24 protein-coding genes and 1 pseudogene are annotated in these 21,398 nt (G+C 67.8%); 13 read left to right on the forward strand and 12 right to left on the reverse strand.

Annotation, left to right across the window (positions count from 1 at the left end):
• Positions 1-577: bifunctional 2-polyprenyl-6-hydroxyphenol methylase/3-demethylubiquinol 3-O-methyltransferase UbiG (locus ASJ79_RS27680; RefSeq protein ID WP_231751067.1), on the forward strand; the 577-nt coding region annotated here is incomplete at its 5' end.
• 49 nt (positions 578-626) lie between these two features.
• On the opposite strand, the gene ASJ79_RS27685 is transcribed toward ASJ79_RS27680, so the two are convergent.
• The 5 genes from ASJ79_RS27685 to ASJ79_RS27705 form a co-directional block, all read right to left on the reverse strand.
• On the reverse strand, positions 627-2,774 hold the full coding sequence (locus tag ASJ79_RS27685; RefSeq protein ID WP_067962237.1) for a 3-hydroxyacyl-CoA dehydrogenase NAD-binding domain-containing protein: 2,148 nt from the start codon (positions 2,772-2,774) through the stop codon (positions 627-629).
• Between the two features lie 15 nt (positions 2,775-2,789).
• Entirely contained in the window at positions 2,790-4,001 is a 1,212-nt protein-coding gene (locus tag ASJ79_RS27690) for an acetyl-CoA C-acetyltransferase (RefSeq protein WP_067962239.1), read from the reverse strand.
• A gap of 192 nt (positions 4,002-4,193) precedes the next feature.
• Entirely contained in the window at positions 4,194-4,382 is a 189-nt protein-coding gene (locus tag ASJ79_RS27695; protein WP_067962279.1) for a hypothetical protein, read from the reverse strand.
• A gap of 35 nt (positions 4,383-4,417) precedes the next feature.
• Positions 4,418-5,527, reverse strand: a complete 1,110-nt coding sequence (locus tag ASJ79_RS27700; protein WP_067962241.1) for a 1,2-oxophytodienoate reductase — start codon at positions 5,525-5,527, stop codon at positions 4,418-4,420.
• 28 nt (positions 5,528-5,555) lie between these two features.
• Positions 5,556-5,999, reverse strand: coding sequence for a RidA family protein (locus ASJ79_RS27705; RefSeq protein WP_067962243.1), 444 nt, complete (start codon positions 5,997-5,999; stop codon positions 5,556-5,558).
• Between the two features lie 63 nt (positions 6,000-6,062).
• Here ASJ79_RS27705 and ASJ79_RS27710 point away from each other — a divergent pair, with 63 nt between their 5' ends.
• A complete protein-coding gene (locus ASJ79_RS27710) occupies positions 6,063-6,533 on the forward strand; it encodes a MarR family winged helix-turn-helix transcriptional regulator (RefSeq protein ID WP_067962245.1) in 471 nt (156 codons plus the stop codon).
• 30 nt (positions 6,534-6,563) lie between these two features.
• Here the strand turns inward: ASJ79_RS27710 and ASJ79_RS27715 are convergent, their stop codons facing one another.
• Positions 6,564-7,577, reverse strand: coding sequence for a helix-turn-helix transcriptional regulator (locus ASJ79_RS27715; RefSeq protein ID WP_067962247.1), 1,014 nt, complete (start codon positions 7,575-7,577; stop codon positions 6,564-6,566).
• Positions 7,578-7,793: 216 nt separating this feature from the next.
• Between ASJ79_RS27715 and urtA the strand changes: the two genes are divergently transcribed.
• From urtA to ASJ79_RS27755, 8 genes are read left to right on the forward strand one after another with little or no spacing between them, the layout of a single operon-like run.
• The gene (gene urtA, locus ASJ79_RS27720; protein ID WP_082754103.1) at positions 7,794-9,062 is read left to right on the forward strand and encodes an urea ABC transporter substrate-binding protein; all 1,269 of its coding nucleotides are present in this window, start codon (positions 7,794-7,796) and stop codon (positions 9,060-9,062) included.
• A gap of 1 nt (position 9,063) precedes the next feature.
• The gene (locus tag ASJ79_RS27725; protein ID WP_067962252.1) at positions 9,064-9,771 is read left to right on the forward strand and encodes an urease subunit beta; all 708 of its coding nucleotides are present in this window, start codon (positions 9,064-9,066) and stop codon (positions 9,769-9,771) included.
• Position 9,772: 1 nt separating this feature from the next.
• Positions 9,773-11,488, forward strand: a complete 1,716-nt coding sequence (gene ureC / locus ASJ79_RS27730) for an urease subunit alpha (RefSeq protein ID WP_067962254.1) — start codon at positions 9,773-9,775, stop codon at positions 11,486-11,488.
• Positions 11,489-11,501: 13 nt separating this feature from the next.
• On the forward strand, positions 11,502-12,125 hold the full coding sequence (ureG, locus tag ASJ79_RS27735) for an urease accessory protein UreG (RefSeq protein ID WP_067962256.1): 624 nt from the start codon (positions 11,502-11,504) through the stop codon (positions 12,123-12,125).
• Positions 12,122-12,934 carry an urease accessory protein UreD gene (locus ASJ79_RS27740; RefSeq protein WP_067962258.1) on the forward strand — a complete coding sequence of 271 codons (813 nt, stop codon included), beginning with the start codon at positions 12,122-12,124 and terminating at the stop codon, positions 12,932-12,934. The genes ureG and ASJ79_RS27740 overlap by 4 nt, the downstream gene beginning before the upstream one ends.
• Positions 12,931-13,422 carry a hypothetical protein gene (locus ASJ79_RS27745; protein WP_067962260.1) on the forward strand — a complete coding sequence of 164 codons (492 nt, stop codon included), beginning with the start codon at positions 12,931-12,933 and terminating at the stop codon, positions 13,420-13,422. The genes ASJ79_RS27740 and ASJ79_RS27745 overlap by 4 nt, the downstream gene beginning before the upstream one ends.
• Positions 13,403-14,101: an urease accessory protein UreF gene (locus ASJ79_RS27750; RefSeq protein WP_067962262.1), complete on the forward strand. Its 699-nt coding sequence runs from the start codon at positions 13,403-13,405 to the stop codon at positions 14,099-14,101. Before ASJ79_RS27745 ends, ASJ79_RS27750 begins: the two co-directional genes overlap by 20 nt.
• Before the next feature lie 38 nt (positions 14,102-14,139).
• Complete coding sequence (locus tag ASJ79_RS27755) at positions 14,140-15,315, forward strand: pyridoxal phosphate-dependent aminotransferase (RefSeq protein WP_067962264.1); 1,176 nt, start codon at positions 14,140-14,142, stop codon at positions 15,313-15,315.
• On the opposite strand, the gene ASJ79_RS27760 is transcribed toward ASJ79_RS27755, so the two are convergent.
• The 3 genes from ASJ79_RS27760 to ASJ79_RS27770 all read right to left on the reverse strand — a co-directional run bounded on the left by ASJ79_RS27760 (position 15,298) and on the right by ASJ79_RS27770 (position 17,238).
• The gene (locus ASJ79_RS27760) at positions 15,298-16,209 is read right to left on the reverse strand and encodes a TIGR03564 family F420-dependent LLM class oxidoreductase (RefSeq protein ID WP_067962265.1); all 912 of its coding nucleotides are present in this window, start codon (positions 16,207-16,209) and stop codon (positions 15,298-15,300) included. The two genes, ASJ79_RS27755 and ASJ79_RS27760, sit on opposite strands and share 18 nt — an antisense overlap.
• An 81-nt stretch (positions 16,210-16,290) precedes the next feature.
• Positions 16,291-16,728, reverse strand: coding sequence for an SRPBCC family protein (locus ASJ79_RS27765; RefSeq protein WP_067962266.1), 438 nt, complete (start codon positions 16,726-16,728; stop codon positions 16,291-16,293).
• Between the two features lie 69 nt (positions 16,729-16,797).
• Positions 16,798-17,238: an SRPBCC family protein gene (locus ASJ79_RS27770; protein WP_067962268.1), complete on the reverse strand. Its 441-nt coding sequence runs from the start codon at positions 17,236-17,238 to the stop codon at positions 16,798-16,800.
• Between the two features lie 113 nt (positions 17,239-17,351).
• Between ASJ79_RS27770 and ASJ79_RS33515 the strand changes: the two genes are divergently transcribed.
• On the forward strand, positions 17,352-17,501 hold the full coding sequence (locus ASJ79_RS33515) for a hypothetical protein (RefSeq protein ID WP_197420404.1): 150 nt from the start codon (positions 17,352-17,354) through the stop codon (positions 17,499-17,501).
• Positions 17,502-17,752: 251 nt separating this feature from the next.
• Complete coding sequence (locus tag ASJ79_RS27775) at positions 17,753-18,547, forward strand: MBL fold metallo-hydrolase (RefSeq protein ID WP_067962270.1); 795 nt, start codon at positions 17,753-17,755, stop codon at positions 18,545-18,547.
• Between the two features lie 39 nt (positions 18,548-18,586).
• On the opposite strand, the gene ASJ79_RS27780 is transcribed toward ASJ79_RS27775, so the two are convergent.
• Both ASJ79_RS27780 and ASJ79_RS27785 read right to left on the reverse strand, forming a co-directional pair.
• Positions 18,587-19,159 (reverse strand): TetR/AcrR family transcriptional regulator, encoded by a 573-nt coding sequence (locus ASJ79_RS27780; RefSeq protein ID WP_369803784.1) that lies wholly within the window; start codon positions 19,157-19,159, stop codon positions 18,587-18,589.
• A 22-nt stretch (positions 19,160-19,181) separates the two neighbouring features.
• Positions 19,182-19,739 (reverse strand): chorismate mutase, encoded by a 558-nt coding sequence (locus ASJ79_RS27785; RefSeq protein WP_067962274.1) that lies wholly within the window; start codon positions 19,737-19,739, stop codon positions 19,182-19,184.
• A gap of 348 nt (positions 19,740-20,087) precedes the next feature.
• Between ASJ79_RS27785 and ASJ79_RS27790 the strand changes: the two genes are divergently transcribed.
• Complete coding sequence (locus ASJ79_RS27790) at positions 20,088-20,954, forward strand: DMT family transporter (RefSeq protein ID WP_067962275.1); 867 nt, start codon at positions 20,088-20,090, stop codon at positions 20,952-20,954.
• A 132-nt stretch (positions 20,955-21,086) separates the two neighbouring features.
• On the opposite strand, the pseudogene ASJ79_RS27795 reads toward ASJ79_RS27790, so the two are convergent.
• Positions 21,087-21,272 (reverse strand): annotated as a pseudogene (locus ASJ79_RS27795) (transposase); the annotation flags it as partial.
• Positions 21,273-21,398 lie beyond the last annotated feature (126 nt).

The following is a 21,398-nucleotide window of genomic DNA, read 5'->3' on the forward strand; positions in this document are numbered from 1 at the left end:
GCGCCTCCTTTACCGCACCTTGTATCGGGTGGGGTTCACACCATGGGACGGGCACCCCATGGCCGGCAGCCTCACGTCCCTCGTCGAATCCGGTTCCCTGACCCCCACCACCGCACTCGACCTCGGCTGCGGCACCGGTGACAACGCGATCTATCTCGCCGACCACGGCTGGCGGGTGACCGGCGTGGACTTCGTGGACAAGGCGTTGCGGACCGCCCGTGAGAAGGCCGGCGACCGTGACGTGCGGTTCGTCAAAGCCGATGTCACACAACTGACTTCAAGTGAGGTCGGCAGCGACTACGGCCTCGTCGTCGACAGCGGGTGTCTGCACGGTATGAACGACGCCGACCGCGACGCGTACGTCCGCGAAGTGTCGGCCGTGACCGTCACCGGTGGACGTCTCCTCATCGTCGCGTTCACTCCCGGTAGCTCGTACGGCGTCCCCGGAATCAGCGCCGAGGAGGTGCAGCGTCGCTTCACGGACGGGTGGACGCCGCTGTCCTCTGGCGTCGAGACCGAACACCGGGCAGGTCAGACCCCGGCTCGGTTCTACCTGTTCGAGCGCGCGGATCGCTGACATGCGGAAGCCCCCGCGACACCGGGTCGCGGGGGCTTCGCATCAGAAATTACGACGTGAGTGACGCGGGCGGGTTGAACCGCTCGCCGTAGCGCTCCGCCAGCTGCTTGGCGCGGGCCACGAACGCTTCCTTGCCGACACCGAGTTCGCCCTGGTAGCCGACGATGAACTGCGCGCTGCCACCGGTGTAGGGCGGGAAACCGATGCCCATGATGGAGCCGATGTTGGCGTCGGCGGTGGACGTGAGCACACCCTCGTCGAGGCACTTCTGTGTCTCGATCGCCTCGGCGAACAGCATCCGGTCGATCATGTCTTGCAGCGGGATGTCCGCTTTGCCGGAGCCGAACGTCTCCCCCAGGCCCGGCCACAGGCCGACACGCTTGCCGTCGACGTACTCGTAGAAGCCGGCGCCCTTGAGCCGAGACGGGCGGCCGACCTCGATCATCTTGTTGACGACCGCCTCCGCCGGGTGCGGCTCGTAGGTGGCGCCCGCCGCCTCGGCGGCCTTGCGGGTCTCGGTCGCGATCTTCTGCATGAGCTCGAGGTTCAGCTCGTCGGACAGCTGCAGCGGAGCCGCCGGATAGCCGGCCATGCTGCCGGCCCGCTCGATGCTCGCCGGCTCCACACCCTCGCCGAGCATGGCCAGCGCCTCGTTTACGAAGGTGCCGATGACGCGGCTGGTGAAGAAGCCGCGGCTGTCGTTGACCACGATCGGGGTCTTGCCGATGGCCAGCGTGTAGTCGAACACCCGGGCCAACGCCTCGTCGGAGGTCTTCTCGCCCTTGATGATCTCCACCAGCGGCATCTTGTCGACAGGGCTGAAGAAGTGGATGCCGATGAAGTCCTCCTGGCGCTTCACGCCGGTCGCCAGACCGGTGATCGGCAGCGTGGAGGTGTTGGAGCCCAGCAGCGCGTTCGGCTCGACGATGTCCTCGATCTCCTGGAACACCTTGTGCTTGAGTTCCTGGTTCTCGAAGACCGCCTCGATGACGAAGTCGACACCCTTGAGGTCGGCGGCATCGGCGGTCGGGGTGATCCGGGCCAGCAGCGCGTCGGACTTCTCCTTGGTCGTCTTGCCGCGCTCGAGGGCCTTGGCCTCGATCTTCTCCGAGTAGCCCTTGCCGCGCTCGGCGGCCTCCACCGAAACATCCTTGAGCACAACGTCGTAGCCGGCCTTGGCCGAGACGTAGGCGATGCCGGCGCCCATCATGCCCGCGCCCAGCACACCGATCTTCTTGATCTCCTGCTTGGCGATACCGTCCGGCCGCGACGCTCCGCCGTTGATGGCCTGCAGGTCAAGGAAGAACGCCTGGATCATGTTCTTCGCGGTCTGGCCGGTGACCAGGCCGACGAAGTACCGGCTCTCGATGCGGGTGGCGGTCTCGAAATCGACCTGCGCACCTTCGACGGCCGCGTCGAGGATGGCCCGCGGGGCGGGCATCGGCGCACCCTTGAGCTGCTTCTTCAGCAACGCCGGGAACGACGGCAGGATCGAGGCCAGGCCCGGGCTCGACGGGGTGCCGCCGGGCATCTTGTAGCCCTTCTGATCCCACGCCTGGGTGTGGGCGTCGGGATTGGCCTTGATCCATGCCTTGGCGGCGGGCACCAACTCCTCGACGCTGCTGACCAGTTCGTCGATCAGACCGATCTCCTTGGCCTTGCCGGGCTTGAAGCGGGTGCCCTGGCTCAGGATCTCCATGAAGGCCTTCTGGATGCCGAACATGCGCACGGTGCGGGCGACACCGCCACCGCCGGGCAGCAGACCCAGGGTGACCTCGGGCAGCCCGATCACCACACCGCGCACGTCGGCGGCGATGCGGTGATGGGTGGCCAGCGCGATCTCCAGGCCACCACCGAGCGCGGCGCCGTTGATGGCCGCAACGACCGGCACACCGAGGGTCTCCAGCTTGCGCAGGTCGGCCTTGATGGCCTCGACCTCGGCGAACATGTCGGCGGCGTCCTCCGGACCCACCTTGATCATGCCCTTGAGGTCACCACCGGCGAAGAACGTCTTCTTCGCGCTGGCGATCACCACACCGGTGATCGAATCCTTCTCCGCAGCAAGCCGTTCCACGGCGTTGTGCATCGACTCCCGGTAATGCTCGTTCATCACGTTGGCCGAACCGGTCGGGTCGTCCAGCGTCAGAGTGACGATGCCGTCGGCATCCTTGTCCCACTTGATGGTGTTCTCTGCCATGCTTTCTCAGGCCTCTCAGACTCGCTCGATGATGGTGGCCACGCCCATGCCGCCGCCCACGCACAGCGTGATCAGCGCACGCCGAGCGCCGCGACGCTCGAGCTCGTCGACCATGGTTCCGGTGATCATGGCGCCGGTGGCGCCCAGCGGGTGGCCCATCGCGATGGCGCCACCGTTGACGTTGAGCTTCTCGTCCGGGATGTTGAGGTCCTTCTGGAACTTCAGCACCACCGAGGCGAACGCCTCGTTGAGCTCGAACAGGTCGATGTCATCGACGGTCAGGCCGGCGCGGTCGAGCACCTTCTTGGTCGCCGGAGTGGGACCGGTGAGCATGATGACCGGATCGGCGCCCGAGGTGGCGGTGGCCACGATGCGCGCCCGCGGGGTCAGACCCTGAGCCTTCCCCGCACTTTCTGAGCCGATCAGCACCAGTGCGGCGCCGTCGACGATGCCCGAGCTGTTGCCCCCGGTGTGGACGTGGTTGATCTTCTCGACGAAGTGGTACTTCTGCAGCGCCACGTCGTCGAAGCCGCCCATCTGCCCGATACCGTCGAACGCCGTCTTGAGCTTGCCCAGGCTCTCCACCGTGGTACCCGGACGGATGTGCTCGTCATGGTCCAGCACGACCAGCCCGTTCTGGTCCTTGACCGGGACCACGGACTTCGCGAAGTAGCCACCCGACCACGCCGCGGCCGCGCGCTCCTGGGACCGCGCCGCGTAGGCGTCGACATCCTCGCGGGAGAAACCCTCGATGGTGGCGATCAGATCGGCGCCGATGCCCTGGGGCACGAAACCGATCCGGTAGTTGGTCTCCGGGTCCGACGCCCATGCGCCGCCGTCGGAGCCCATCGGGACACGGCTCATCGACTCCACACCGCCGGCGAGCACCAGGTCATCCCAGCCGGAGCGCACCTTCTGGGCACCGATGTTGACGGCCTCGAGGCCCGAGGCACAGAACCGGTTGAGCTGCACGCCGCCGGTGGTCTCGGGCAGACCGGCCACCAGACCGGCGGTGCGGGCGATGTCGCCGCCCTGGTCACCGACCGGCGAGACGACGCCGAGGATCAGGTCGCTGATCAGCGTCTCGTCCAGGTCGGGGTAGCGGGTGCGGATCTCGTCGATCAGGCCGACGACCAGGTTGACCGGCTTGATCTCGTTGAGCGCACCGCCGCGCTGCTTACCGCGCGGCGTGCGGATCGCTTCGTAGATGAAGGCTTCTTCGGACATGTGTTCTCCAGGTCCTGTTCAGGGGTTTCGCGGGTCCGTACCCGCGGGGAGGCTGCTCCTCCTGCGCGATGCTAGCAGCCTCGCCCAACCGCTTGGTTGGGCGGCCCGGAGAGTGGCTTCCCGCGAGCAGACACAAACTCGCACGATTCGGGCGTGGATCGTGCGAGTTTGTGTCTGCTCGCGGAGGAACGGTCAGTCGGGCGAGCCCTCGGTGTCGTCGAAGAAGGACCACTCGCCGTCGTGTTCGACCTCCATGCGCCAGCCCAGCTCGGAGTTGTCGGCCTTCTGATCGACGAACCACGCATGCGCGTCGTCTGCGCTCTCGATGTCCTTGGTGTCGACGACTTCGCCCTTGGGGTTCAGAACTCGGTAGGTAGCCATGTCTGGGGTGTTTCCCTGCTCCGGCGAGTTCACACCTACGCCGACCGCGGCGCGGCGGCCATCTGCTCCAGTGTCGGATAGTCGACGTAACCGGCCGCACCGAATGCGTAGAACGTCGTCGGGTCGGGCTCGTTCAACTCGGCTCCGACAACCAGGCGTGTCACCAGATCAGGGTTGGCCAAGAATGCCCGGCCCACCGCGGCAGCGCTGATCACGCCCCATCGGGCGAGGTTGTCCAGCACTTCGAAATCGGTGTCGTGCTCGCGCGGGGTGTTGAGCACGAGCTTGCCTTCCCACTGGGTGCGCACCGCGGCGAACGCCGGCTGGGACGGGTCGGCCAGCACGTGCAGGTAGGCGATGCCCAGCGGAGCGATCCGGCACAGCAACGCTTCGTAGGCACCGATCTCGTCGACCTCACGCATGTCCCCCGCACCGTTGCCCGGCGAGATGCGCAGCCCGACCCGGTCCGCCCCGATCTCGGCGGCGACCGCCTCGACGACCTCAGCGGTCAACCGGGCGCGGTTCGGTGCCGACCCACCGTAGACGTCGGTGCGCCGGTTGACGACGTCGGACAGGAACTCGTGCAGCAGATAGCCGTTGGCGGAATGGATCTCGACCCCGTCCAGTCCGGCGTCCGCGGCCCGTCGGGCGGCGGCCCGGAAATCGTCCACGATGTCGGCGATTTCGCGGGTGTCGAGCGCGCGGGGTACGGGCAACGGCTTCTTACCGGTGGCCGTGTGCGCCGCCAGGTCAGCGGCGATCGGCGAGGGCCCGACGGTCTCCACCCCGCTGATGTCCGGGTGAGCCATCCGTCCGACGTGCCACAGCTGGACGAACATCCGGCCGCCCTCCGCGTGCACGGCGTCGGCGATCTGCGCCCACCTCTGCTGGTGGCGATCGGCGAACAGGCCGGGGGTGTTGACGTACGCGCCGTTGGCTTTTCGCGAGACGGCCGTCGCCTCACTGATGATCAGACCCGCGCCGGCGCGCTGGCCGTAGTAGGTGGTGGCCAACGCGGACGGGGTGCCATCGGCGTCGGCCCGCGTTCTCGTCAACGGCGCCATGAAGATTCGGTTGGTCGCCGTGACGCTCCCCAGAGTCACCGGGGTCAGCAGGGCAGAGTTCTCACTGAGCGTGAAGGCCATGCTTGACTCAAGCGCCCGGGACGCCGGTTCATTCCCCCTCACGGCCGACGACAGCGGTGACCCTGATCTCGACACGCATCTTCGGGGCGCCCAGCGCGACGACGCCGGTCTGCGTCCAGATCGGTGGCTTGTCCGGCATCCGCTTACGCAACTGGTCGGACATCACCTCATTGTGCGCCTCGCCGATGGAATCGGCCGAGCTGGGCACGTGATAGGAGTTCACGTGTACGACATCACGCCATGTCGCCCCCGCTGTCGCGAGGGTGCGTTCGACATTGTCGAATGCCCGCACGATCTCGTCCTCGAGCGAGGCGGGGAAATTCAGGTTGTCGTCCCAGCCGCCCTGGCCCGAGATCTCCACCCGGTCCCCGATGCGCACCGCCTGGCTGTAGTGCAGTAGTTCCCGCAACTTCGCGCCATATCCCGGGGTTTCGAAGAACGTGACGTCGGATGCCTTCTTGACTTCATTCATGAAGTCAACCTAGCACGCGATGACTTCACGCGTAAAGTGAACGCCACTCGATAGGCTGCAGAGATGGCACGTTCGGACGACACTCCCCAGTGGCTGACTCCTGACGAGAAGGAGGCGTGGACAGGTCTGGTCTCGTTGATGATGCTGCTGCCGGGCAAGCTCGAGTCACCGCTGCGTCAGGTCGACCTGACCCTCTTCGAGTACCTCGTGCTCAGCCACGTCTCCGAAGCACCGGACCGCCGGATCCGAATGAGCGAACTGGCCTTCCTGACCAACGGTTCGCTGTCGCGGCTGTCCAATGTCGTGAAGCGATTCGAAGGACGCGGCTGGATGGTCCGCTATCCCGACCCCACCGACGGCCGCTACACCCTGGCCAGTCTCACCGACGCCGGTTACGCACTGGTGGTGGAAGCCGCACCGATCCACCTGCGCGCGGTGCACGAGTTCGTGCTCGACCCCCTCACCGCCACCGACAAGAAGGCGCTGGCCCGGATCGCCGCGAAGCTGCGGGTGCGACCCACCGATCTGACGTGACGCCCTTGCGCGCAGTCGGATTCGGCGCCCTCACGCTGTCAGCGACACACCGCCGCCGAAATCACACAGCACCTGCGCCGAGAGCAGGCCGAGCGTCACCGCCTGCGAGGCACACGACGCCCGGTTGACCGCACCGAGTTTGACCGACGCACTCTCCAGATGGTGTCCGGCGGTCCGCGCGCTGATGAACAACCGCGCCGCGATCTCGGCGTTGGTCAGGCCGCACACCGCCAACGTCAGCGCGTCCAGCTCGCGCGGTGTGATCCCCATCGGCAACGGACACCGGGTCACCAGCAGCACGGCACCAAGACTGTCCCCGCGGTACCTCGCGGCCGTCCCGATCCGCCGCACATGCAACCAGGACACCCCGTCGTGGTGGCGCAGCACCTCGGGTATGACGCCGGCCGCCGACTTCAGGAACGTCGCGGCCAGATCGCCGATCAGCGCCGGCTCCAACGGCTCGTCGAAGGTGTCGCCGCACCGCAACAGGTGGGCCCGCCCGAAGTCGTCGACGGCCCAGGCCTGGGCGTCGGGTGCGACCAGCTCGGCGACCATCCGCGGCCGCAGCGAGAAGTCCAGCTGCTCGGCCATCTGGCGACGCAGCGCGTTGATCTCGGCCACGTCGGCGTCACTCGGATACCGGGCGTCGTCGCAGTTGACGTGGATCGTGCCGACATAGGTTCCGTCGTTGGTGACCAGCCGCGCCGACAGTCCTTCATCGAATCCGGCGGGGCGGAACACGTTGTTGACGGAATAGCCGCTGCGGTACTCGGGAAAGTCCCGCCAGCGCAGGGCGCCCAGACCGTGCACCCGCATCGCGTCGAACAACGGGTCGTTCTCGACGAACCAGCTGTTGAAGTGGTCCATCACCACGTCGGGATAGTCGTGGTTGGCCACACCGACGTGGCTGCGCTGGATCGGATCCCACAGGCAGATCGCCGAGGCCGAGGACTCGGCGCGCGCGGACAACGTGTCGAGCAGGTCATGGGCGCGGGTCTCGAGATTGGCGCTGCTGCTCAGCACGTCACCGTAAATGCCGGACATCGCTCTTCCTCCGCCTGACCCCTGCTCTGTGCCGACATCATCGACATGCCATGTTTCGGCGAGGTTTCCGCGCCGATTCGGTGGCTTAAAGCGTTCGCCGAATTGGGAGATTCCTCCCATAGGCACCCGCCCGGCACCGTTCCTACGCTGACGGGCACCGACAACGCGGGGCACAGTGCAGTGCCCGAGCCGACAGCACGAAGCAAAGGGCATGAGATGTTCAGGTCATCGAGACGTTCCATGAACGGGGTCAGGCGCTGTTCTGTCGCGGTGCTGGCAGCGACGGCGCTCCTGGCTGCCGGCTGCGGCACCCGGGCCGGCGACGAGAACGCGGCCACAGCGCAGGAAAGCTGTGTCGACACCTCCGGCGACACTGTGAAGGTCGGCGCCATCAACTCCCTGTCCGGCGGTCTGGCGGTCAGCGAATCGGTGATCCGGGACGCGATCGTGATGGCCGTCGAAGAGGTCAACGCCTCCGGCGGCGTACTCGGCAAGCAACTTCAGCTCATCGGTGAGGACGGCGCGTCCGAACCGACCGTATTCGCCGAGAAGGCGCAGAAGCTCGTGCAATCCGATTGTGTGGCCGCGGTGTTCGGCGGATACACCTCTGCCAGCCGCAAGGCCATGCTGCCCGTCTTCGAGGACGCCAACGCACTGCTGTACTACGGCCAGCAGTACGAAGGACTGGAGAGCTCGCCGAACATCTTCTACACCGGCGCCACCACCAACCAGCAGATCATCCCGTCGCTGGACTACCTCAAAGAGCAGGGCGTGAAGTCGCTGTACCTGGTCGGCAGCGACTACGTCTTCCCGCGCACCTCCAACGCAATCGTGAAGGCCTACGCGCAGGCGAACGGCATCGAGATCAAGGGTGAGGACTACACACCGCTGGGCAGCACCGACTTCTCCACGATCGTGAACAAGATCCGCACCGCTGACGCCGACGCGGTGTTCAACGTGGTGGTGGGCGACTCGTTGAACGCCTTCTTCCGTGAGTACCGCAGCGCCGGCCTGACAGCCGAGGAGATGCCGGTGATGTCGATGTGCGTGGGTGAAGAGGAGGTGCGCAGCATCGGCGCGCCGACGCTCGTCGGGCAGTTGTCGTCGTGGAACTACTACCAGACGTTGGACTCACCGCAGAATACGACGTTCGTCGAGAACTTCAAGGCGCGATTCGGCGCCGACCGCGTCACCTCGGATCCGATGGAATCGGCGTATGCGGCGGTGATGCTGTGGAAAGCCATGGTGGAGAACGCGAATTCGTTCGCGGTACCCGATATCCAGAACGTCGCCGACGGTGTCACGGTCAACGCCCCGGAGGGATCCATGACGGTCGACGGCGAGAACCACCACGTCACCAAGACCGCACGGATCGGTCGCGTCGCCGAGGACGGCCTGATCTACCAGGTGTGGGAGTCACCGGCGCCGATCGAGCCCGATCCGTACCTGCGCGACTACCCGTGGGCCGCGGGGATCACCGGCTGACATGCACCTGACACCGAAAGACGAAGACCGGTTGTTGCTGTTCCTGGCCGCCGAGCTGGCGCGCAAGCACCGCGCGGCGGGCCTGGCCCTCAGTTATGCCGAGGCCCGCGCCCTGATCGCCGATGAGGTGGTGGAAGCGGCCCGCGCAGGCGCCACGGTCGCCGAGGCGGCGGCGCACGGCGCCAGGGTGCTCACCGACGACGACGTGATGCCCGGTGTGACCGCGCTGCTGGGTTCGGTGCAGGTCGAGGCGTTCTTCGACGACGGTCAGAAGCTGGTCACCGTGCACGACGCGATCGGTCCGGGAAGCGGATCGGCGGAGCCGGACGGTCTGGTACCTGGCGAGATCCTGCCCTGCGACGGGGAATTGGAGCTCAACGCCGGACGCCCCACCGCCACGGTGACCGTCGAGAACACCGGCGACCGTCCTGTGCAGGTGGGCTCGCACTTCCACTTCTTCGAGGTGAACCGCGCGCTGCGGTTCGACCGGACGGCCGCGTTCGGCATGCGGCTCGACATCCCGTCGGGCACCGCGGTGCGCTTCGAACCTGGTGAGGCACAGGATGTTTCGCTGACCGCCTACGGCGGTGAACGCACCGTGGTCGGCCAGAACGACGTCACCAACACCGTCACCACCGGGACTCCCGGCGCCGAGTTGATGGACAGTCTGCGCGGCAAGGGGTTCCTCGACACCGGGCAGGAGGCCTGACATGGCGCACCGGATCACCCGCAGGCATTACGCGGAATTGTACGGCCCCACCACCGGGGACCGGGTGCGGCTGGCCGACACCGAACTGCTGGCCGAAGTCGAACACGACGCCACCGTCTACGGCGACGAATCGGTGTTCGGCGGGGGCAAGACCATGCGTGAGGGCATGGCGGTGCACGGCGATCTCACCAACGCCGACGGCGCGCTGGACTTCGTGATCACCAACGTTCTGATCGTCGATGCGGTGCTCGGGATCCGCAAGGCCGACATCGGGATTCGCAACGGCCGGATCGCCGGCATCGGTAAATCCGGCAACCCGAGGACGATGGACGGCGTCGACCCCGAACTGGTCATCGGCGCCAGCACCGACATCCGGGCCGGCGAGGGCATGATCGCCACCGCGGGCGCCATCGACGTGCACGTGCACTTCGACAGCGCCGGACTGGTCGAGGAGGCCATCTCCAGCGGCATCACCACGATGATCGGCGGAGGCCTGGGCCCCGTCACGGTCGGCATCACGTCGTCGGGCCCGAACAACCTCGCGCGGATGCTGCGCGCGGCCGAGGGATTCCCGATGAACTTCGGGTTCATCGGCAACGGCAGCGCGTCGAGTACCGCCCCGTTGATCGAGCAGGGTCTGGCCGGGGCGATCGGCTACAAGATCCACGAGGACTGGGGCGCGACGCCCGCGGCGATCCGGGCGTCGCTGGACGCCGGCGACGAGCTCGATCTTCAGGTGCAGATTCACACCGACACGCTCAACGAGTCCGGGTTCTTCGAGGACACGATGGCCGCGATCGGCGGCCGGCCCATCCACACCTATCACGCCGAAGGCGCGGGCGGCGGGCACGCTCCGGACATCATGCGCGTCGTCGGCCAGCCGTACTGCCTGCCGTCGTCGACGAACCCGACGAACCCGTTCACGCTCAACACGTTCGACGAACATCTCGACATGGTGATGGTGTGCCATCATCTCAACCCGCGCATCCCGGAAGACGTCGCGTTCGCCGAGTCGCGGATCCGGCGGGAGACCATCGCCGCCGAGGATGTGCTGCACGACATGGGCGCGATCTCGGCGATGGGGTCGGACTCCCAGGGCATGGGCCGGATCGGCGAGACCATCGCGCGGACATGGCAGCTGGCCTCGCACATGCGGGCGACCCGCGGTCCGCTGTCCGGGGACGAGGGCACCGGGGCGGACAACGCCCGCATTCTGCGTTACGTCGCGAAGCTGACCATCAACCCCGCCAAGCTGTTCGGCATCGACCACGAGGTCGGTTCGCTGGAGCCGGGCAAACTGGCCGACATCGTGCTGTGGGAGCCGAAGTTCTTCGGTATCAGGCCGGAGGTGGTGTTCAAGGGCGGGTTCCCGGCCTGGTCGGTGATGGGTGAGGCGAACGCGTCGTTGATGACCTGCGAACCGCTGCGCTACCGGCCCCAGTGGGCGGCATTCGGCCGCACCCCGGCCGACGTGTCGGTGAACTTCGTGGCGGGGGCGGCCGTCGAGGCCGGGCTCGGTGAACGGCTCGGGCTGGACACCCGGCTGGTGGCGTGCCGCGGGGCGCGGGCGCTGACCAAGGCCGACCTGCTGCACAACGACTACCTGCCCGACATCAGCATCGAACCCGACACCTACCGGGTCACCGTCGACGGCGAGCCGTGCGTGAGCACACCGATGAGTCAGGTGCCGTTGGGTCGCCGCTACACCCTCAAATAGCTAGGAGCGCAGCATGACTGATGGCGCAGTCCGCATCGGTATCGGCGGGCCGGTCGGGTCGGGTAAGACCCGGCTCGTCGAGACGCTGGTGCCGAAGTTGTCCGACGCCGGCTTCAGCGTGGCGGTGATCACCAACGACCTGGTGACCGACGAGGATGCGCAGCGGGTGCGGCGCAGCGGGGTGATCGCCCCGGAACGCGTCCTCGCGGTGGAGACCGGCGCCTGTCCACACACCGCGATCCGCGAGGACCCGTCGGCCAACCTCGCCGCAGCCCACCGGTTGAACCGCACGTTTCCCGACCTCGACATCGTTCTGATCGAGTCCGGCGGCGACAACCTGGCCGCGACGTTCACCTCGGATCTGGTCGACTACTGGATCTTCGTCATAGACACCGCCGCCGGCGATGACATCCCCCGTAAGAAGGGCATCGGTCTGCTGCAGGCGGATCTGTTGGTGGTCAACAAGATCGACCTCGCACCGCTGGTCGGCGCCGACCTCGACACGATGCGGCGCGACTGCGCGGCGGCCCGGCCTGTCAAGCCGACGGTGTTCACCGACCTGCGGTCGGGGCGCGGGTTGACCGAGCTCACCGAGCGCTTGCTCGACGGCGCGATGCTCACCGGGAGCCGCCGGTGACGGCCACGGCCATCCGGCCCGGTGAGCTCGGCGTGGAGGTCGTCGCCGACGCGGCGGGACGAACCCGGACCACCCGGCTGCGGCAGCGGTATCCACAGCGCGTCACGGCACCGCTGCACTGCGACCCGCGACGGCCGGGCGCGGCGACGCTGTGTGTGCAGAGCCCCAGCGGCGGCACATTCTCCGACGACGAGCTGCACACGACGGTGCGGTGCCGCCCCGGCAGCGAACTCCACCTGACCACCCAAGCCGCCACGCAGGTCTTCGCCGGCGACGGTATGGGCGCCCGCCACCGGCTCGATTTCACCGTCGACGCCGGAGCCGTACTCGAATACTGCCCCGGAACCGTGATCCCGCACCGGGATTCGCGATTCCACCAGCGGCTCGACGTCGGGATCGCCACCGGCGGCGTCTACCTCGGCTGGGAGGCGGTCGCCGCCGGCCGCATCGCCCACTGCGAGCGGTTCGGATACACCTGCTACGACAACGCCTTCGTCGTCCGCGTCGACGGACGCCCCGTGGCGCGGGACCGGCAGGTGATCCGTCCCGGTGGCGGTGACCCGGGGCCACTGGTCGACAGCGATTACCTCGGGACCTTTCTGGCCGTCGCGCCGGGGTGTGACACGGTGGCACTGCTCGACCGGCTCAGGCTCGTCCTCGACGGCACCGGCGGCGCGGGACGGTTGCCCCACGGTGCCGGGGTGTTCGCGCGGGTGGCCGTGCCCGGCGCACCGGAGTTGCGTCGGATCCGGCGGCGCCTCTTCGATGCGGCACGGCATGAACTGTCGTCGCGGGCAGGTGGAAAGTGAAGGCGCAGAACATCCTCGGTGACATCACCGACCCGGTGTTCACCGGGCGCAGACGCCATCATGTCGACATCGGGTGGGGCGACGCCACCAAACACCGGCAGGTGGTCACCACCGATTCGGGTCTGACCGTCCACATCGTCCTGCCGCGTGGCACCTTCCTGCGTTCCGGGGCCGTGATCGCCGACGACGGCGTCGACGTCGTCGTGGTCCGCCGGCCTCCCGAGGACGCGGTCACCGTGCGGTTCGACGACAACGCCGGAGCGGCCGGAGCGCGGCGCATGATGCTGCTGGGGTATCTGCTCGGGAACCAGCACGCACCGATCGACGTCGACGAGGACAGGGTTGCCGCGCCGCTGTTCACCAGCGCCCAGGCCGCCCGGGAACTGCTAACCGGTCTCGGGGTGGCCGGGGCGGTGACGGCGGTGCCGTTGGCGCGCGGCGGATGGTCACGAACGTCCTCGGATTCCCATGCCGGCCATCACCACTGATCCGGACGTGGCGCTCGCGCTGTGGCTGCAGTTGCACGACAGCGCGTTCCCGTCCGGGCGCATGGTGCACAGTCAGGGTCTGGAACAGTGGTTGGCCGACCGCCCCGATGTCGGGCACGACGGCATCGCCGCCACCGCGCTGACCTACCTGGCCGACAGCTACGCACCGCTGGACGGCACCGTCACCGCCGCCGCCTGGCGCGCCGCCCCCGACCCGCACGAACTCTGCGCGCTGGACGAGTTGACGGGCACCTACAAGCTGTTCGACAACGCGCGGACCGCGTCGGAGTCGGCGGGGACGCAACTGGCGGTGGCCGCACAACGCGCCGGACTGGCCGGGGACTGCGGATATCTGGCCGCCGTGGTCGACGGTGCCACGGCGGGCCACGGCGCCGTGGTCGAGGGTGCGCTGCAGGCCCGGCTGGGCGTTCCGCAGCACCTCGCGGTGCTCGGATCGATGCGTTCGATGCTGGCGTCGATGCTCAGTGCCGCGGTGCGGTTGGGCCGGCTCGGATCGCTGCACAGCCAGCAGATCCAGACCGCCTGCGCGCCCCGGATCGCCGAACTGGCACGCGCGGCCTGCCACCGCGACGTGGACGATGTGTACAGCGTCGCGCCGGCCCTGGAGATCAGCGGGATGCGGCACGAGACCAGGTCCGCCAGGCTGTTCACCACCTAGCGGTCGGTCGACTTCGCACAAGGTTAGGCTTCGGAGGCGTGACGGTACAACGGCTGCGGCCCTACGCGGTGACGGTCTTCGCCGAGATGTCGGCGCTGGCCACCCGGGTCGGCGCGGTGAACCTCGGCCAGGGGTTCCCAGACGAGGACGGACCCCCGGCGATGCTCAAGGCCGCGGAGAACGCGATCGCCGAGGGCGTCAACCAGTACCCGCCCGGCATCGGGGTCGCGTCACTGCGCCAGGCCATCGCCGACCAGCGCAAGCGCCGCTACGGCACCGAGTACGACCCGGACACCGAGGTGCTGGTCACCGTGGGCGCCACCGAGGCCATCGCGTCAGCGGTGCTCGGTCTCGTCGAGCCCGGCTCCGAGGTCTTGCTGATCGAACCGTTCTACGACTCCTACTCCCCCGTCATCGCGATGGCCGGCTGCCACCGGCGCGCGGTCCCGATGCGCCGGGACGGTCTCGGCTTCGCCATCGACATCGAGGGACTGCGCGCCGCGGTGACCCCGAAGACCCGTGCGCTGATCGTCAACTCACCGCACAACCCGACCGGCTCCGTGGCCACCGACGACGAGTTGCGGGCGCTTTCCGAGCTCGCGGTCGCGGCCGACCTGCTGGTGATCACCGACGAGGTGTACGAGCATCTCGTCTACGACGGCAGGCAGCACCTGCCGCTGGCCAACTATCCGGGCATGGCCGACCGCACGATCACCATCTCCAGCGCGGGAAAGATGTTCAACGTGACCGGATGGAAGATCGGATGGGCTTGCGGCCCAGTTGATCTCATTGCCGGACTGCGCGCGGCCAAACAGTACCTCAGCTACGTGGGCGGTGCACCGTTCCAGCCGGCCGTCGCGCAGGCGCTGGCCACCGAGGACGCGTGGGTCGACGCGCTGTGCACGACGTTCCAGGACCGCCGCGACCGGCTCGGTTCGGCGTTGAGAGACATCGGCTTCGAGGTCCACCACAGTCACGGGACGTACTTTCTGTGCGTGGACCCCCGCCCGCTCGGATATCCGGACAGCACCGCGTTCTGCGCGGAGCTGCCCGAGAAGGTCGGGGTGGCGGCCATCCCGATGTCGGCGTTCTGCGACCCGGCCGCCGGCCACGCCGACGAGTGGAAACACCTGGTGCGCTTCGGGTTCTGCAAGCGCGACGCCACACTCGACGAAGCGATCCGGCGGCTGCGGACGCTACAACGTCGCGGCTAGCTCCCACACCGCCGCGTCGGGCCGGGAACGGTCCAGCGGGCTCAGCACCACGTCGGTGGCTCCGGCGTTCCGGTAGCGTGCGACCGTGCGGCCGATCGACTGGGCATCCCCGAGTGCGGCGAGATCGGCCAGACTGTCCACCCCCTCGCGGGCGATGACCTTCTGATAGGACGGGATCGTCGCATAGAAGCCGAGCTGCTCTTCGGCCAGTGCACGCGCCGCCTGCACATCGGAATTCAGGTGCACCGGCACGAACGCGATGACCCGCGGCGCCGTTCTGCCGGCCGCGGCTGCCGCTGCGTTGATCGTGGGCGCGATGAACTCCTCGATCGTGCGCGGACCTGCCAGGTACGGCAGTGTGCCGTCGGCGAGTTCCCCGGTCACCCGCAGCGCCTTCGGCCCCATCGCGGCCACGTACACCGGCACCGGCGCTCCACCCGCCAGCGACACCGGCCAGGTCGGGGCCGCGGTGAACTCCGCACCGTGGTGATCGACCGTCCCCGCGTCGAACACCGACCGCAGAACCGTCAGGTACTCCCGCAGCCGCGCAATGGTGTTCGGCCACGACGTTCCGTACGAGACCCGCTCCACCTCGTGCGCGCCGAGGCCCAGGCCCAGACTGAAGTTGCCGTGCGAGGCGGCCTGGGCGGTCTGCGCCTGCGAGGCGAGCGTGAGCGGATGCCGCGGATTGAACGGCACCACCGCGGTTCCGACACCCAGTCCCGGGACCGCGGCACCGATCAACCCCGCCAGCGAGATGGCGTCGTGGTCGAACTGCTGCGCCAACCACACCTGCCGGACACCCAGCTGGTGCGCCCGACGGGCCTGCGCGACGTAATCGTCGACGGCGTTCTGCGCATCGACACTTCCGAACAGCATCATTCCTGCAGCCATACGCCGACCAACCCGACCACCGGGTGCCGTATTCCGCGCTCCGCCAATCCACTACGGGTGACGCGTACGGGCCCAGGCGACCTACTGTGCGGCAAGCACGCGTTGACGGAGATTCTCCAGTGCGACGTCGAGCACCATCTTCTTCGCCCGTTTGACGAGGAAACCCGGATACGGCGCGGCCAGATCGAGGATCAGATCGAAACGAACCCGGGTTCGGCGCTCGCCCACCGGCGTGAGGTTGTACTCGCCGTGCTGGCAGCGCTGCCGCGACGTGCGCTCGGCGTCCCACACCACCCAGTGGTCACCCCAGTGATACTCCAGAAGTTCCTTGTCCGACAATCCCATGATCTTGACCGTCGTCCTGACGTGGTGCGGACGGCCGTCGGGATGGCGATCCACGACCTCGGCCGCTTTGTGCAGCGACGACCACGAGGCCATCTCCTCGATATCTGCCAGGGCGTCCAGAATCGCCTCCGGCGGGGCCTCGATCACCACTTCACTGGAAGCTCGCACCGCCATACTGGCAAATACTAGCTATGGGATCGGCCTCGCGCAGAGGAATCTGCAGCTAATACTCCTACCGGCCGATCACCCCTTGACGACCTTGAGCACCTGTTTGCGCAGACCCTCGGTGGCCGTCTCGACGCCTCCCTTCATCGTGCGTTTGAGGATGAAGCCGGGCAGCGGGACCGACAGGTCGATCGCGATGTCGAACCTCACCTTGGTCTTGTCGCCGTCGGGGGTGAGGCGGTACCCGGCATCCTGGGCCTTGAGTTGGCCCGCCGAGACCAGCGTCCACGTGACTTCGTTGTCACCCCAGGTGTATTCGATCACCTGCTCATCGGTCAGACCGGCGGCCTTCACGGTCATCCTGACCTGCTTGGGCCTGCCGTTGTCGTGGCGCTCCAGGATTTCGGCCTTCTGGTACTGCGGGGACCAACTCGGGGTCGCCTCGACGTCGGCGATGACGTCGAGGATCTGCTCGGGGGTGGCTTCGATCACGACCTCGCGGGAATCCCTGGTTGCCATGGCGCGACCTTAGACCACCGCGGTCGCGATTGGTCACCGGATCATGGGACGGGCAGGCGGGTATCGGACCCGACGGCTGAATGAACGTCCACCCGCGGGGGTAACCCAGCGCGATGAGGAAAGAAACGCCGAAAACCGCCGAAACCGATGCGGGGCCCGACGAGGCCGACGACGATGTGATCAGTGATCCATCGAAAGGCGACGACGATCGCGTGGACTGGGCGGACGAGGGCGGAGCCACCGAGAGCGGGCCCGCGACCTGACGTCAGGCCCGGTCAGTCGGCACGTGGGGTAGTGCGTAGGCCGGAATCGGCTGATCCGCAGAGTCTTTCGGGCTTGGAAGGCCCCACCTCGCCGGCGGTCACCGGCATGGCGCCCGATACCCCCGGCGCCTGCCGCCCGGATCGGGCGCGGGCCGCACGGGCGCGCCGCATCAGGTGGGTAAGGTACCGCAGCGGCAGCGCCGCTTGACGGTGCTGCGCCCGTGGCCTTCACTTGTTACCCGGGGGTATATGTGAAAGTTCATCACCTCAACTGCGGGACACTGCGCCCGCCGGGCGTCGGCACGATGGTGTGCCACGTCCTGCTCGTCGAGTCCGACGCGGGGCTGGTGCTCATCGACACGGGGTTCGGCACCCGCGACTGTGACGATCCCGGTCGTTTCGGGCACATCAGGCGACGGCTCATCCGGCCGCGACTCGACCACGACGAAACCGCGATCAGGCAGATCGAGCGGCTCGGGTTCCAGAGCTCCGATGTGCGTCACATCGTGGTGACCCACTTCGACGCCGACCACATCGGTGGTCTGGCCGATTTTCCCGACGCACGTGTCCACGTCACCGCCACAGAAGCCTTCGCAGCCATGCGATCCACGTCGTTCCACAACCGGATCCGCTTCCGGCCCCAGCAGTGGGCGCACGGGCCGAAGCTCGTCGAGCACGACGTCGACGGCGAGGCGTGGCGCGGCTTCGCGGCCGCCAAGGAACTCACCGAGATCGGGCCGGGCTTCGTGCTGATCTCGTTGCCCGGCCACACCGAGGGACACGCGTGTGTCGCGGTCGACGCCGGGCACCGTTGGCTGCTGCACGGCGGCGATTCCTTCTATCACCCCGGCACCATCGGCGACAGCCTGCCGACGCCGAAGTTGACGGCGCTGCTGGAGAAGCTCGTGGCGTCGGACCGCAAGAAGGTCCGGCAGAACCACGCCCGCCTCACCGAGCTGTACCGCGGCGGACATCCCGACCTGATGATGCTGTGCTCGCATGACACCGCGCTCTACGAGCAGGCCAAGGCCACCGCACTGGTCTGAGTCCAAAACACCGGAGCGGCAAGGTGTTCGGCATCTGTCTCAATGCCCGGTCGGGGTGAGCAGCGCGATGGAGGCCTCGACCGCCTCATCGGTGACGTCACTCATCCGGCCGCCCTCTTCGACGGTGATGGCGGTCAGCTCACGCAGTCCGCCGAGCAGCATGATGATGCGTCGGCGCGACACGGGGCCGACGCCGGCGGCCCGGAACTCGTCGGTGGCGCCGAGCGCGCCGACCATGTCGACGAAGTGATCCATCGCGTCACGTTGCAGCCCCCTGGCGGCGGCGCCGAGGGACGGCACGTCGCGGATCCAACTCAGCATCAGCGCCGGACGCGCCTCAGCCGACGCGATCCAGGCCTCGATCGCCTGCCGGACCTGTTTCTGCCACGCCGCCCTCGGGTCGACGGCCTCGGAGATCTGCCTGATCTGTTCGGCGTTGGCGTCGGAGAGCAGGGCCACGAAACAGGCCTCCCTGCTGTCGAAATGCTCGTAGAAGGTGCGCCGGGAGGTCTTGGCCCTCCGCACGATGTCGGCCACCGTCGTCCTGGCGTAGCCGTCCTCGGCGATCGAGGCCTCCAGCGCGTCGAGCAGCCGTTGCCGAAAGTCGCTCATGTCAGCGGACATGCTCGCACGCTCAGCGGCAGTAGCGGCGCGTGGCGTGATCGAGGGCCTGCCGGTAGAGCGGGTCGAGCCCGCGCTGCGCGGCGACGACGGCCTTGGCCTCGTCGAGTTCGGCCCGGCACGCCGGTGCGTGCAGCTTGCCCCACTCGTCGGCCATGCGCGTGACCATCTCGCGGTTCAGCGCGTCGATGATTCCGCGTGACGACGCGAGATCCGGGGCGTCCGCGGGTGCCGCCGCCGGGTCGAATTTCCACTGGGCCAACCGCGAGTACTCGATCGCCACCGTGGCGTCGATCTGATCGCGGAAGGCGTCGGCCACATAGGCCGGGTCCAGTTGCAGCGCGGTGGCCTCCGCCGACACCGCGTCGAGCACCTGCTGTTCGCGCGCGGGATCCTCGATCAGCCCGCCGGTGTGGAACTTGTTGGCCGCCACGGGCTCGGCGACCTGGAGGCGCCGGGTCGCGGCGTCCACCAGATCGACCAGGGTGCTGTGCGGCTGCGCCGCGGCCGCCGGTGCGAACAACGTCATCAGCGTCGCGACTGCGACGGCCAGAACGGGAAGGCGGATCATCGTCGAACATCATCCACCGAAGGAGTCCCCTCGGCCGAGCCGGTGGCGGTGGCGGTGGCGGAACCATGGCGCAGCCCGTGCCGTACGGGTCATAGCAACCGGGCGGGCCGCCGGCAGGCAGCAGGCCCGGCGAGGCGAGGCCGGATGGTGCGGTGACGACGGCGGCAGCGGCAGCGGCGGCCATCAGGAGCGGTGCGCGAAGCGTGGTTTTCCTCATCATGCCTGCACAAGTACCTTCTCAGCCGAATCTCAAACGTCCAGGCGGCCACGATCGTTCGGGATACATGAACGGTATGTCTTGAAAAATCACGTGGACCGCAACGGTCGTGGTCCCGTTCAATGCGATGCATGGCGACAGATCAGGCGCGCACCGGTGCCCTCATGGCAATGGGCTCGATGGTGTGTGTACAACTCGGGCTGGCGATCGCCGTCACGCTGATCGACGAGATCGGCGTCGACGGAGCCGCCTGGCTGCGGCTGGCCTGGGCCGGTGTCCTGTTTCTGATCATCGTCCGCCCGCGGCGGAAAGCGTTCACCCGGAACAGTTTTCTGATGTGCGTGCTGCTCGGCGTCGTCACCGCCGCGATCACCCTGCTGTTCATGGCCGCGGTGGCCCGCATCCCGCTGGGCACCGCGAGTGCGCTGGAGTTCCTCGGCCCGCTCGGCGTGGCGGTGGCCCGTGGCCGGGGACAGGGCCGATGGGTCTGGCCCGGATTCGCGGCCCTCGGTGTGCTGCTGCTGACCCAGCCGTGGAGCGGCGCGGTGGACCCGGTCGGCGTCGGGTACGCGCTCGGGGCGTCGGTCTGCTGGGCCGGTTACATCCTGCTCACCCAGAAGGTCGGCGACGACGTCGCCGGCATCGACGCGCTGGCGGTGTCGATGCCGGTCGCGGGCCTGGTCGCCACGTTGACCGTCGGCCCGGCCGTCATCGACCGGATGACCCCCCAGATTCTGCTGATCGGCGTCGGTCTGGCGATCCTGCTGCCCGTCGTGCCGTTCGCGCTGGAACTGCTGGCCCTGCGCAGGTTGACCGCCGCGGCATTCGGCACCTTGATGGCGCTGGAACCGGCCTTCGCGATGGGGCTCGGATTCGTGATCCTCGATCAGGCGCCCGGCGTGCTGGGTGTGGTCGGGATCGGATTCGTGGTGGCCGCGGGCATCGGCGCCGCGCGCACCGGTGCCCGCACCACGCCGGTCCCACTCGAGGTCGGCTGACGCCGCTCTAGGACTCTGCTGAATAAGGGGGTGTGGAGTGTGGCCGTTAGTGCGCTCTGGATGCCGGCTCGGGGTTGGCGGCGAGATTTCAGCTTGGGTGTGTTGGTGTCGAACGGGACCTGATGTTGGGTGTCAGGCCAAGGCCCAGGTTTTGCCGGCGTTGGTCAGGCCGAGCGTGATCAGTCGGCGCAGGTTCAGTGCGGCGGCGCGGTGGTGCAGCCACTGGTCGTTCTTGGCGACGCCGCGGTAGCGGACTTTTCGGTTTCCTCGGGTTAGCCAGGCGATCGAGCGTTCCACCATAGGGCGGTGTTGTCGATATGGCGTGCCCTCTGTTCTCCGGACTGCGGACCAAATAGGGTCGGTCTGGAAAGGATGAACTGGGTTGGCGAAGAAATATCAGAAGTTCTCACCTGAGTTTCGAGAAGAAACGGCCAGGTTGGTGGT

The organism is Mycobacterium sp. NAZ190054 (assembly GCF_001545925.1).
Classification (GTDB): Bacteria; Actinomycetota; Actinomycetes; order Mycobacteriales; family Mycobacteriaceae; genus Mycobacterium.